The following is a 12,755-nucleotide window of genomic DNA, read 5'->3' as shown; positions in this document are numbered from 1 at the left end:
GGATAAGCGGATTAGCCGTATTGCTCTTCCATCCAGGCTTCGACGATGAGCTGGGCGGAGACGCCGTCCACGCTGCCTTTCTCCAGGGCGCGATAGCCACCCTGCGCGAACAGGCGGGCCCGGGCATCCGTGGTGGTGAGCCGCTCATCCTTGAACTCCACCGGCTTGCCGAAGCGGCCGTGCAGGCGATTGCCGAACTTGCGGGCGCGCACCGTGATCTCCTGATCGGTGCCATCCATGTTGAGCGGCAAGCCGACAATGAGTAGGTCCGGTTGCCACTCCTTGAGCAGCTTCTCTATCTCGTCCCAGTTGGGGATGCCGTCGTTGGCCTTGAGGGCGCGCAGCGGGCGGGCCGTGCCGGTGAGCTCCTGGCCGATGGCGACCCCTATGCTCTTGGTGCCGTAGTCAAAGCCCATGATACTGCGTGATGACATTGAATAATTTCCTCAAAATGCGTCGCAAAATGCACAGCAGATTGCATCAGCCGTGGCCGATGTCGCTGGACAGGTGAACGGGATTGACGCCAATGCTGGCGGCTGCCCGCTGCCAGCGCTGGTGGATGGGGGTCTTGAACACCAGATCCGGATTGGGAGGGATCACCAGCCAGGCTCCCTCGACCAGCTCCTGCTCCAGCTGACCTGCACTCCAGCCGGCATAGCCCAGGGCGACCAGCCAGTGATCCGGCGCCTCGTCGGTGCCCAGGGTCTCGAGAATGTCCTTGGAAGTGGTCACCATCACCTCGTCCCCCACCTGCAGGGTGGAGTTGAACCCGGGGCGGAAGCTGTGCAGCACGAAGCCGCGATCGGCGTGCACCGGTCCCCCCTGTAGCACGGGCTGCTTGAGTTCCGGGTTGGCGGGCGGTGCCAGCTTGAGTTGCTCCAGCATGGTCTCCAGCGTCATATCCACCGGAATATTGACCACCAGCCCCATGGCGCCTTGTTCATTGTGTTCGCACAGGTAAACCAGCGAACGCTCGAAATAGGGGTCGGTGAGGCTCGGCATGGCGAGCAGGAAGTGATTTTGCAGTGTTTGCATATGGGCCAAATATTGCAAAGGTATTTGCGTCAATTATGGCAGCTCGCTTCGTCTGGCAAAACCGCTTTTTGGCGGCCGGTTCAGGCCTATCAATCTATTTCGGGTGGAGAGAAAGCCATGGAAGGTATTTCAATCAAGCAGAAGCTTATCCTGGGCTGCGTAGTCCCCCTGCTGGCGCTGTTGCTGCTGGTCATAGGGGCAACCCAGGCGATGTCCCAACTGATGACGGGGATAAACGCCATGTATCAGGGGGAGGTGGTCCAGCTCAAGGAGCTCAAGCAGATCGCCGATCTCTACGCGGTCAAGGTGATCGATGCTGCCAACAAGGCCAATGTCGGGGGCTTTGAACCTGCCCGCTCCAAGGCCGACATGAGCGCCGCCCAGCAGGAGATAACCCGGATCTGGCGCCAATATCGCAGCCACAACATGAGCGACGAGGAGCGCAGGCTGGCGGACAAGGTGGAAGGGTTGTTTGCCGCCGCCAATCACGAGATAGACAGCGTGATGCAGTTGCTGGATCGCTCGCAGGGGCAGGATCGCACGGCCCTCTCCGCCGCCATCATGCCCCTTTATCAGGTGATCGACCCGGTCAGCGATGCGGTGAGCGTGCTGGTGGAATATCAGCTGACGGAAGCGGAGAAAAAAGTGGCCGAGCTCAACCAGCTCAGGCAGCAGCTGACCCAGCTGTTTATCGCGCTGTTTGTGGTGGTGGGTGGCTGCGTGCTGTTTATCGGGATTTGGGCCGGGCGCAGCGTCAGCCAGCCGCTGGCGGCCATGGGCCAGATTCTGCGCGGTATGCAAACGGATCTCGACTTGAGCAAGCAGGCCCCCGTACTGCGCAAGGATGAGATGGGCAGCCTGGCGCACTCCCTCAACGAGGTGATCCGCCATTTCCGCGGCCTCATCGCCCAGATCAACGACATGGCGGAGCAGCTTGCCAGAGAGTCGGCCCAGCTGGCCCATATCGGGGTCGAGAGCCGCCAGCGTTTTGCCCAGCAGCAGGCGGAGACGGATCAGACTGCCACCGCCATGAACCAGATGAGCAGCACTGTGGCCGAAGTGGCCAACAGTTCCAACAACGCCGCCGATGCGGCCCGTCATGCCGATGACAGCGCGCGGCACGGCTACAAGACAGTGGAAGACGCCATCCACCGGATGTCCGGCCTCTCCTCCCAGATTCAGAACACGGCAGCCATGATCACCCAGCTTGCCGATGACAGCCGGGACATCGGCAGCGTGATGGACGCCATTCGCGGCATTGCCGAGCAGACCAACCTGTTGGCCCTCAACGCCGCCATCGAAGCGGCCAGGGCGGGGGATCAGGGACGCGGCTTTGCGGTGGTCGCCGATGAGGTTCGCACCCTGGCCCAGCGCACCCAGCGTTCCACCGAAGAGATTGGCAAGACCATCATCAAGTTGCAGCAGGGGGCAAACCAGGCGGCCAGCAGCATGGAGCAGGGGCTGGAGCAGGTCGAGGAGTCCAACCGCACCGTGCTGGCCTGTGGTCAGGCGCTGGGGGATATCGTCAGTTCGGTTAACGTGATCAACGAGATGAACACCCAGATTGCCACGGCGGCGGAGGAGCAGAGCAAGGTGGCCGAGGAGATCACCCGCAACGTGGTCAATATCGCCCATATCTCGACTGAGTCGACCGAGGCCGCCACCCAGCTCAACCAGAGTTGCCACGAGCTGGAGCAGCTGTCGAACGATCTCAAGGCGAAGGTGGGGCAGTTCCGCTGCTAAGAGCGTACCGCCCGGGTGTGACGGCCCGATCCGTGAGCGGGGCTGAATGGATCATGATGATTCCCGCGTCAGCGGCAGAAACCGGAGGCAAAAAAGAGGCGGCACAGGGTGCCGCCTCTTTCGTTGCTGTTTGTTCGCCAGCAGAACCTGTGATCAGGCCTTGGCCAACCGGCGCTCGATGGCGTCCATCAGCATGCCGGTGATGTGCACCGGGAAGGCCGCTTCGATCTCGCGGATGCAGGTCGGGCTGGTCACGTTGATCTCGGTCAGGCGATCGCCAATGATGTCGAGTCCGACGAAGATGAGCCCCTTCTCCTTGAGAGTCGGCCCCACCGCGCGGGCGATGGCCCAGTCGGAGACGCTCAAGGGGCGTGCCTCGCCACGACCGCCGGCGGCCAGGTTGCCGCGGGTTTCGCCCTGGGCCGGAATGCGTGCCAGGCAGTAGGGGACCGGCTCGCCGTCTACCACCAGCACCCGCTTGTCCCCCTCCTTGATGGCCGGCAGATAGGTCTGCGCCATGCAGTAGCGCTCGCCGTGCTCGGTCAATGTCTCGATGATGACGCCGACGTTGGCATCATCTTCCTTCATACGGAAGATGGAGGCGCCACCCATGCCGTCCAGCGGCTTGAGGATGACGTCCTTGTGCTCGGCGTGGAAGGCGCGCAGCTTGTCGGCACGACGCGTGACGAGCGTGGTCGGGGTGTGCTCGGCAAACCAGGCGGTGTAGAGCTTCTCGTTGGCGTCGCGCAGGCTCTGGGGCTTGTTGACGATGAGGCAGCCCTCGTCCTCGGCCCGCTCCAGCATGTAGGTGGCGTAGATGAACTCGGTGTCGAAGGGGGGATCCTTGCGCATCAGGATCACGTCCAGGCTGGAGAGCGGCTGATCCACCACCTCGCCGAGGCTATACCAGTCGGCATAGTCATATTTGACGGTGAGCGGACGCATGGTGCCAAATGCCCGGCCTTCCTGCATGTAGAGATCCTTCATCTCCAGATAGAAGAGCTCGTAGCCGCGCTTTTGCGCCTCTTCGAGCATTGCGAAGCTGGAATCCTTCTTGATGTTGATGGACGAGATGGGGTCCATCACGATGCCGAGTTTAATGGTCATCCGCTGTTCCTTTTTAATGGCTCGATAGGGTTGTAGGGTCGATTAGCGCAGCGTAATCGTCCGCTTGCGGCTGCGTCGATGCAGCCATGGGGCTGATTGATGCGGCCGATAGTATCAAGCGAGATCGCCGAAGCGACACTGCAGTGCCGTAATGGCGGTCAGGGCGGCGGTTTCGGTGCGCAGCACCCGTGGCCCCAGTAGCATCTCCTTGAAATCTTCCTGCACGGTACGGGCGATCTCGTCGCTCGACAAGCCCCCTTCCGGGCCGATCAGCAGGCGCACGCCATGCTCCGGTACCGGCAGGGTGTTGATGCTGTACTCGGCGCGTGGATGCAGGTTGAGCTTGAGCTCTTTGGTCTCTTCCGCCAGCCAGGCGTCCAGCTCCATCGGCATGCGCACTTCGGGCACCACGTTGCGGCCGCACTGCTCGCAGGCGCTGATCACCACTTTCTGCCACTGCTCGCGTTTTTTCTCCAGCCGATCCGCCGGCAGCTTGACGCCGCAGCGCTCGGAGAAGAGCGGGGTGATGCAGGTGACGCCCAGCTCCACGGATTTCTGGATGGTGAAATCCATCTTGTCGCCACGGCTGATCACCTGACCCAGGTGAATGGCGAGCGGTGACTCCACCGAGCGCTGTTCGCAGCTGTCTATGGTCACGTCCACCGACTTCTTGCCGACGCTGGTGATGGTGGCGGGGTACTGGTTGCCGTCGCCGTTGAACAGCTCGAGCTGTTGGCCCGGCTGCATGCGCAGCACCCGGCCGATGTGGTTGGCACCGTCTTCCGACAGGGCGAGGGTCTGGCCCACCTGCAGGGTGGCCGGTTCATAGATACGTGGAATGCGCATGGCGGCTTATCAGTCTCTTGCTCGTTCAACAGGCGAGGATGCCTGATCCTCGTCATTAGATAGGGTTATTGGCACTGCTTTTCAATAAAGGGGTTGGTATTGCCCTGCAGCTTGCCGATGCGACGGTTGCGCTCGCACTCCCAGCCCTCGGCCGGGTACTGGCGATCCCAGGCTTCGAACAGTCTACGCTGTTGCGCGGCGAGGCGCAGCCCATACTGCTGGCTCATGTAGAGATAGGCACGGGCGATCTGGCCGCGTACCGGCCCCTTGGGCGCCTGTACCCGGCGCTCCTTGAAGTCCACCAGAATCTGGCACTGGCCGTATTGATCCGGCTTGCCGTTCCAGTCGGAGAAACGGAAGTTGGCGCGATCGCCGTTCACCTCGCCGATGGCGGGGTAGAGGTTGTGCATGTCCCCCTCCATCTTGTTGAACTCGTCGCTCTTGCCGCAGTTTTTGCGGCCTCCTTCCTGCCAGCATTTGAGCTGGTGGCCGAACTCCCAGGCGGGCACCACGTGTTCCCACTCGATGCGGGCGGCGCGCTTGGGTTGCTTGCGTGGTTCATAGCCGCAGCTGGCGAGATCCGGGCTCATTTTCCTGCCCTGATAGTCGATGTCGCAGCCACAGTAGAAGCTGGTGACGGCGGGTTGGGTCTGGTAGAGCCTGACCAGATCCTGCTTGGCTTCGCGAAAGGTCTGGGCATGCAGGGGGGCGCTGAGCAGCGGCAAACCGGCCAGCAGGGTCAGAGTGAGGGACAACAGCGGACGAAACATGGAGATCCTTGAAAATAAAGCGGTTTAACGTAACGAAGCGGGCACCCTAGCACAGAGGTGCGACACAGGCTGGCTTATTCCGTCTGGGCTCGCTCCAGTGCCGTATGGCAGCGGCGACAGTGATAGCGAGCCTCGCCGCGCATCACCTTGTTGTGGCGACGGATCGACAGCTGATGGAGCTGGCACTGACAGCGATAGGGCACGGTCGGCTGTGCCAGTACCGCGAGATCGAAGTTGTGGGTGGTTCTGGGCTCAAGGCCGAACACTTCCCGCATCACCGACTGCCACTGCCGGCCGTGGGGCAGTACCCGCGCCTTGCCGCGCCCTTCACCCCAGAGGGCATAGACCAGCAGGTGGGCGACCTCGTGGGGCACCACCTCGGCCAGAAAGGCCTGCTGGTTGGCCTGATAGAGGGCGGGGTTGAAGCGCAGCTCCCAGGTTTGCAGCCGCGCCGACCCGGCTGCCCGGCCCCGCATGTTGCAATGAATGCGCGGGCGGGGGAAGGTGCGGCCAAGGCGCGCCTCGGCTTGGCTGAAGCAGGCGTCAACGCGTTGATGGAGCTGGGATTCTAGCTGGGCAGACATGGGACTTCCGGTGGTCGGCAGACAAGCAAAAGGGGAGCCAGGCTCCCCTTTATATCACAACCGTGAGCCTTACAGGCCGGCGGCAGCGCGCAGCAGCTCGGCCTTGTCGGTCTGCTCCCAGGGGAACTCGTTGCGACCGAAGTGACCGTAGGCGGCGGTAGCCTGGTAGATGGGACGCTTGAGATCCAGCATCTCGATCAGGCCATACGGGCGCAGTTCGAAGTGTTCGCGCACCAGCTTGACCAGCAGATCCTCGGCCACCTTGGCGGTACCGAAGGTCTCGACGCTGATGGAGGTTGGCTCGGCCACGCCGATGGCGTAGGAGACCTGCACTTCACAGCGATCGGCCAGGCCGGCGGCGACGATGTTCTTGGCCACGTAGCGGGCAGCGTAGGCGGCGGAGCGGTCAACCTTGGACGGATCCTTGCCGGAGAAGGCGCCACCACCGTGACGGGCCATGCCACCGTAGGTGTCGACGATGATCTTGCGACCGGTCAGACCGCAGTCACCCATGGGGCCGCCGATAACGAAACGGCCGGTCGGGTTGATGAAGTATTTGGTGTCCTTGGTGATCCACTCTTGCGGCAGCACCGGCTTGATGATCTCTTCGCGTACAGCTTCCACCAGATCGCTGTGGCTGATGGAGTCACAGTGCTGGGTGGAGAGCACCACGGCGTCCACGCCCAGGATCTTGCCTGCGTCGTCGTAGGCGAAGGTCAGCTGGCTCTTGGCATCCGGACGCAGCCACGGCAGGGTGCCATTCTTGCGTACTTCGGCCTGGCGCTTGACCAGCAGGTGGGAGTAGGTGATGGGTGCCGGCATCAGCACGTCGGTTTCGTTGGTGGCGTAGCCGAACATCAGGCCCTGGTCACCGGCGCCCTGCTCCAGCGGGTCGCTGCGGTCAACGCCCTGGTTGATGTCAGGGGACTGCTTGCCGATGGCGTTCAGCACGGCGCAGGAGTCGGCATCGAAGCCCATGTCGGAGTGGGTGTAGCCGATTTCGCGCACGGTATTACGCACGATCTCTTCGATATCGACCCAGGCAGAGGTGGTTACTTCACCGGCCACCATGACCATGCCGGTCTTGACCAGGGTCTCGCAGGCGACGCGCGCCTTGGTGTCTTGCTGGAGAATGGCGTCCAGCACCGCATCGGAGATCTGGTCCGCGATTTTATCGGGATGGCCTTCGGAGACCGACTCGGAAGTAAACAGCTTTGCCATGATGAAATTCTCAGTTTGTCCGGGTTATCGCCAGTGCAATAACCGGGTGATATTGGGATGACTGTAGAGGTATCTACATCTGGACGTCTATTCTAGTTAGCGCCCCCCTTGAATGCCAGTACTATTTTCCCGCTACCGGCCAGTTTGGTTTCTTATGACGCCTGGCTATCTCCAAAGGGATGGAGATCAAACGTTTGCAGTCGGTTTGGGCCGCCAACGCAAGGCGAGAAAAGCGATTGTCCTCCCAAAGCCACTTTATTCATCCAGATAACATTTGCACGGCGCGCGCCCTGCTGGGACAATAACGCGCCTTAATCTTGGCCATCAAATGAAGCAATCGCAGGAGATACAGATGCCTTCTCGTAAAGAGCTTGCCAATGCCATTCGCGCATTGAGTATGGATGCCGTTCAAAAAGCCAACTCCGGTCACCCGGGCGCCCCCATGGGAATGGCGGATATCGCCGAAGTATTGTGGCGCAGCCACCTGAAACATAACCCGAACAACCCCAAGTGGGCCGACCGCGACCGTTTCATCCTCTCCAACGGCCACGGCTCCATGCTGCTGTACTCCCTGCTGCACCTCTCCGGTTATGACCTCTCCATCGATGATCTGAAAAACTTCCGCCAGCTGCACTCTCGCACCCCGGGTCACCCGGAATACGGCTACGCGCCGGGCGTCGAGACCACCACTGGCCCGCTGGGTCAGGGCATCACCAACGCCGTGGGCATGGCGATCGCCGAGAAGGCCATGGCCGAGCAGTTCAACCAGCCGGGTCACGACATCGTTGACCACTACACCTACGCCTTCATGGGCGACGGCTGCCTGATGGAAGGTATCTCCCACGAGGCTTGCTCCCTGGCCGGCACCCTGCAGCTGGGCAAGCTGATCGCGTTCTGGGATGACAACGGCATCTCCATCGACGGTCACGTGGAAGGCTGGTTCACCGACGACACCGTCAAGCGCTTCGAAGCCTACGGCTGGCACGTCATTCCGGCCGTTGACGGTCACAACCCGGAAGCGATCAACGCTGCCATCGAAGCCGCCAAGGCCGAGACCGGCAAGCCGACTCTGATCTGCTGCCGCACCATCATCGGTTACGGTTCCCCGAACAAGTCCGGTTCTCACGACTGCCACGGTGCACCGCTGGGCAACGACGAGATCGCCGCTGCCCGCGCCTTCCTGAAGTGGGACCACGCACCGTTCGAGATCCCGGCCGACATCGCTGCCGAGTGGAACGGTCGCGAGAAGGGCGCTGCGCTGGAAGCCGACTGGGCTGCCAAGTTCGCCGCCTATGAAGCCGCTCACCCGGCGCTGGCTGCCGAGTTCAAGCGCCGCAGCGCTGGCGAACTGCCGGCCAACTGGGCTGCAGAATCCGCCAAGATCATCGAAAACCTGCAGGCCAATCCGGCCAAGATCGCCACCCGCAAGGCCTCCCAGAACGCTCTGGAAGCCTTCGGCAAGTTGCTGCCGGAATTCATGGGTGGCTCCGCGGATCTCGCGCCGTCCAACCTGACCATGTGGTCCGGTTCCAAGTCCCTGACCAACGACGATGCCTCCGGCAACTACATCCACTACGGTGTACGCGAGTTCGGCATGTCCGCCATCATGAACGGTATCGCCCTGCACGGTGGTTTCATCCCCTACGGCGCTACCTTCCTGATGTTCATGGAGTACGCCCGCAACGCCCTGCGCATGGCCGCCCTGATGAAGCAGCGTTCCATCTTCGTTTACACCCACGACTCCATCGGTCTGGGTGAAGATGGCCCGACTCACCAGCCGGTCGAGCAGATCGCCTCCCTGCGTCTGACTCCGAACATGAGCACCTGGCGTCCGTGTGACCAGGTTGAATCCGCCATCGCCTGGAAACACGCCATCGAGCGTACCGACGGCCCGACCTCTCTGATCTTCTCTCGTCAGAACCTGGCCCAGATGGACCGCACTGCCCAGCAGCTGGCCGATGCTGCCAAGGGTGGTTATGTGCTGAAGGATTGTGCCGGTACCCCGGAGCTGATCCTGATCGCCACCGGTTCTGAAGTGGAGCTGGCCGTGGCCGCCTATGAGCAGCTGACTGCCAAGGGCCGTGCCGTGCGCGTGGTTTCCCTGCCTTGCACCGACGTATTCGACGCCCAATCCGCCGAATACAAGGAGTCCGTCATGCCAGCGGCCGTCACCAAGCGTGTGGCCATCGAAGCGGGTATCGCCGACTACTGGTACAAGTACGTGGGCTTTGGCGGCAAGATCATCGGCATGCGCTCCTTCGGCGAGTCCGCGCCGGCCGAGCTGCTGTTCAAGGAATTCGGCTTTACCGTGGAAAATGTGGTTGCGACTGCAGAGTCCCTGTAACAGCCCCTGTAATAGCTGACCATTGGGTCGCGCAGGCCCAATAGCCGGAAAATAAAACGCCCTCCATCGCAAGATGGGGGGCGTTTTTATAAGAAATTTCTGATTGGGAGATATAGCTGAATCAGGGAATATATCTCTGACTTAAATTTCCTAATTTTGAACAGTCTCACTTTTATCTTAACCATGTTACATGATTGGTGTCATACGATGCTTTTCATAATATATTATGTGCCTGAATGGCGATTTTTTCGCGCTCAATGAAGTATCGTTTTTGGTTATAAAGGGCAGGTGAATTACAATTTCGAATTGTCATGCTAGTGATTGGTTTAATTATAAATAAATCAGGTGATATATAGCCTTTTAAAAGGATAGGAGTATCTATAATGGTTTGTTCTATCGTAGTTGATCAGTCAGAAAGAAAATTGAAGATAAATGCTGATTCGTATGATGTGAACCGAATTTCTGATGTCCAAGTGAAAGTGCTTACATGGAAGGATAATTTGATAAATATGCTATTGCTTGGGCTGATCACATCAAGCATTCTCTTCTACTTTATCCCACCTGAAGCGCAGGGCAAGGGAATGACATTATTTCTGCCCGCGGTGGCTTTTCTGGTAGGAATGGTGATGGCCCTGATCACCAGTGCCAAGTACGTCTTCAGACTGGAATTTAAAAATGCCGATGAAACTGGCGTGCAATGGATCACTGTCGCCAAGAGTAGAAATGCGCAGGAGTACGAGATCTTCAAATTGAAAGAGGCGGAGCTTAAACAGATCCTCGGATAATGAAGGCTACTTTTTAACTGCGGGCCGCCAATGCTGACTCCCGAAAAAAACACCGGCCTAAGCCGGTGTTTTTTATTATTTAACGCAACCTTAAACCTGCGGCGGGGTACTTTCCGCATTGGACATCACCGCATCCATCTGCACCAAGGCCCCAGCGGGCAGCTCGTAGGTTCGATTAGCGAAGCGTAATCGGACGTTCGCGTTCTTTATGTCGATGCCATAAAAATAATGTCCCTTCCTGTTACCTAAAAAGAGACCGGCCATCAGCCGGTCTCTTTTTATTATTTAACGCAACCTTACGCCTGCGGCGGGGTACTTTCCGCATTGGACATCACCGCATCCATCTGGATCAGGGCGCCTGCGGGCAGCTCGCGTACCGCGATCACGGTGCGGGCGGGCTGATAATCCGGGAAGTAGCGGGTATAGATGGCGTTGACCGCCTCCAGATCCTCGATACGGGCCAGCTGGATATTGACCTTGACGATATCGTCCATCACATGGTCGATGCTCTCAACGATTGCCTTGATATGGTTCAGGCACTGGGCGGTCTGCTCCTTGACGCAACCGGTCAGGATCTTGCCGGTGGCCAGATCGACCGGCAGCTGGCCGGCGATATGGTTGTAGTGGGAGAAGGCGACAGTCTGGGTGTGCAGCGGGCTGCGCGGTGCCTTGTCGGTATTGCGGGCGCGGATCACCAGGTTGTGTCTGTCTTCCACCAGTTGCGGCGGAGTGCCGTCACCGTGGGAGATGACCGCATCCATCTGTACCAGGGCGTCCATCGGCAGGGCAGAGGCGGCAATCACGCTGCGAGCCGGCAGATAGGCGGCGGCGCGGGCGATGGCGGAATCCGGGAAGAAGGTGGTGTAGACCTCGTTGACGGCATCCAGATCGGCGAGGTTTTTCAGATAGACGGTCACCTTGACGATATCGTCGAAGGGCACGTCGATCCCCTCCAGAATGGCCTTGATGTTATTCAGGCACTGGGCCGCCTGCTCCTTGATGCCACCGGCAACCAGCTGGCCGGAGGCTGCATCGATGGGCAGCTGGGCGCCGATGTTGTTGTAGTGGGAGAAGGCAACGGTCTGGGTGGAGAGGGCGCTTTGCGGCGCACGGCTGCTGTTGCGAGCCAGCTTCACCAGGGCGCAGGGGGCCTGCGGATAGGTGCCTTCGCCGTTGGAGATGATGGCGTCCATCTGAACCTTGGCGCCCAGCGGCAGGGCGGCTACCGCCAGGGAGGTGCGGGTCGGCACATAGCCCGGGAAGAATTCGCGATAGACCTCGTTGACCGCATCCAGATCGGCGATGTCGCTGAGGAATACGGTGAGTTTCACCATATCGTCCATCACGTGATCGATGCTCTCGACGATGGCCTTGATATTGGTCAGGCACTGTCTGGCCTGCATTTTGACATCACCTTCGATCAGCTTGCCGGTGCGGGGATCGACCGGTAACTGGGCCGCAATATTGTTGTAGTGGGAGAAAGCCACCGTCTGGGTGTAGGGGCCCAGGCCCTGGGGGGCGTTGGAGGTATTTCTGGCAGCCTTGATGATGGTGTCACTCATGGTGATATTCCTCGTTGTAATACTGGTTATCGATGTAGGGACAGGTTAACCCTCGCCAACGCCTTATCTATTTTGACGTCGCTCCTGCCTTGCCGTGTTTTATCTCTTTAATATTTACCCTGGCCCGCAATCACTGCAGGCATAAGGCTATAAAGGCAAACACAGGTGCCGCTGCCTCTATTTATGACTAAATCCATCAATTGAGGGATTTGATAAAAAGAAGCCCGGGTTGGGTTAATGATTTCAGACAGGGGAAATCCTATGAGGCGCGAACACGGGATGCAAACCGGGATCTCATTTCTATGAGATGGCTCAACGCGCGGAAATATAGCCAGATTGCGATTCAATTCACGGGCAGGAGGGGGACAAAGCGGGCTAAATGACTCTTAACACCAGGGCACATCAGCTATGACAAGGCTCTCTCCTGGGTCGAACCGGGGGCGAATCTGTGAATAAAGCGTTAATAATATGCCGAAACCCGGTAGTTCATGCATTCAATTATGCATAGATATGTATTTTCAGGATTTTTGAGGGGCTATCAAAACGCTGGAAAATATGCCTGCCTGCGTCAATAAAGATGCATCTGGAATATAATTCAGTGGCGCTGCATGGGCGACCTATAAGAGTGATATCGGTATTGTGCGTCCATGACGCACCAACAGGTGAAAAGGGTTCTTTTCTGATTACCTTGGTAATAACGAAATATGCCATGAATTTGCAGCACCGAAATAAGCGACCATCGTTCGGTTGCTGGCCAA

The 12,755-nt window shown here is 59.3% G+C and carries 12 protein-coding genes; 3 read left to right on the top strand and 9 right to left on the bottom strand.

All coding sequences use genetic code 11. The features are described 5' to 3' along the window. Positions 1 to 11 precede the first annotated feature (11 nt). Both ruvX and ACB034_RS04965 read right to left on the bottom strand, forming a co-directional pair. Entirely contained in the window at positions 12 to 434 is a 423-nt protein-coding gene (ruvX, locus tag ACB034_RS04970; RefSeq protein WP_026457452.1) for a Holliday junction resolvase RuvX, read from the bottom strand. A gap of 46 nt (positions 435 to 480) precedes the next feature. Then, positions 481 to 1,035 (bottom strand): YqgE/AlgH family protein, encoded by a 555-nt coding sequence (locus ACB034_RS04965; RefSeq protein WP_185378261.1) that lies wholly within the window; start codon positions 1,033 to 1,035, stop codon positions 481 to 483. 117 nt (positions 1,036 to 1,152) lie between these two features. Between ACB034_RS04965 and ACB034_RS04960 the strand changes: the two genes are divergently transcribed. Further along, positions 1,153 to 2,778: a methyl-accepting chemotaxis protein gene (locus ACB034_RS04960; protein WP_371172247.1), complete on the top strand. Its 1,626-nt coding sequence runs from the start codon at positions 1,153 to 1,155 to the stop codon at positions 2,776 to 2,778. Between the two features lie 153 nt (positions 2,779 to 2,931). On the opposite strand, the gene gshB is transcribed toward ACB034_RS04960, so the two are convergent. The 5 genes from gshB to metK form a co-directional block, all read right to left on the bottom strand. Next, the gene (gene gshB, locus ACB034_RS04955; protein ID WP_371172246.1) at positions 2,932 to 3,885 is read right to left on the bottom strand and encodes a glutathione synthase; all 954 of its coding nucleotides are present in this window, start codon (positions 3,883 to 3,885) and stop codon (positions 2,932 to 2,934) included. Positions 3,886 to 3,999: 114 nt separating this feature from the next. After that, the gene (gene rsmE / locus ACB034_RS04950; protein WP_042027917.1) at positions 4,000 to 4,731 is read right to left on the bottom strand and encodes a 16S rRNA (uracil(1498)-N(3))-methyltransferase; all 732 of its coding nucleotides are present in this window, start codon (positions 4,729 to 4,731) and stop codon (positions 4,000 to 4,002) included. A gap of 65 nt (positions 4,732 to 4,796) precedes the next feature. Further along, positions 4,797 to 5,501, bottom strand: coding sequence for an endonuclease (locus ACB034_RS04945; protein WP_371172245.1), 705 nt, complete (start codon positions 5,499 to 5,501; stop codon positions 4,797 to 4,799). A gap of 74 nt (positions 5,502 to 5,575) precedes the next feature. Continuing rightward, positions 5,576 to 6,085, bottom strand: coding sequence for a SprT family zinc-dependent metalloprotease (locus ACB034_RS04940; RefSeq protein WP_225634286.1), 510 nt, complete (start codon positions 6,083 to 6,085; stop codon positions 5,576 to 5,578). 69 nt (positions 6,086 to 6,154) lie between these two features. Beyond that, positions 6,155 to 7,306, bottom strand: coding sequence for a methionine adenosyltransferase (gene metK / locus ACB034_RS04935; RefSeq protein WP_026457661.1), 1,152 nt, complete (start codon positions 7,304 to 7,306; stop codon positions 6,155 to 6,157). A gap of 352 nt (positions 7,307 to 7,658) precedes the next feature. Here metK and tkt point away from each other — a divergent pair, with 352 nt between their 5' ends. Continuing rightward, positions 7,659 to 9,650, top strand: coding sequence for a transketolase (gene tkt / locus ACB034_RS04930; RefSeq protein ID WP_371172244.1), 1,992 nt, complete (start codon positions 7,659 to 7,661; stop codon positions 9,648 to 9,650). Between the two features lie 383 nt (positions 9,651 to 10,033). After that, positions 10,034 to 10,435: a hypothetical protein gene (locus ACB034_RS04925; protein ID WP_260391785.1), complete on the top strand. Its 402-nt coding sequence runs from the start codon at positions 10,034 to 10,036 to the stop codon at positions 10,433 to 10,435. 90 nt (positions 10,436 to 10,525) lie between these two features. Here ACB034_RS04925 and ACB034_RS04920 read toward each other — a convergent pair whose 3' ends face one another. Both ACB034_RS04920 and ACB034_RS04915 read right to left on the bottom strand, forming a co-directional pair. Next, a complete protein-coding gene (locus tag ACB034_RS04920) occupies positions 10,526 to 10,699 on the bottom strand; it encodes a hypothetical protein (protein ID WP_371172243.1) in 174 nt (57 codons plus the stop codon). Positions 10,700 to 10,731: 32 nt separating this feature from the next. Beyond that, positions 10,732 to 11,997: a RidA family protein gene (locus ACB034_RS04915; RefSeq protein WP_371172242.1), complete on the bottom strand. Its 1,266-nt coding sequence runs from the start codon at positions 11,995 to 11,997 to the stop codon at positions 10,732 to 10,734. Positions 11,998 to 12,755: the final 758 nt, after the last annotated feature.

Source organism: Aeromonas sp. S18(2024) (assembly GCF_041402525.1).
GTDB classification, from domain to species: domain Bacteria; phylum Pseudomonadota; class Gammaproteobacteria; order Enterobacterales; family Aeromonadaceae; genus Aeromonas; species Aeromonas enteropelogenes.
Note: the sequence above shows the minus strand (reverse complement) of the source record. Positions and strands in the feature narration are given on the sequence as shown.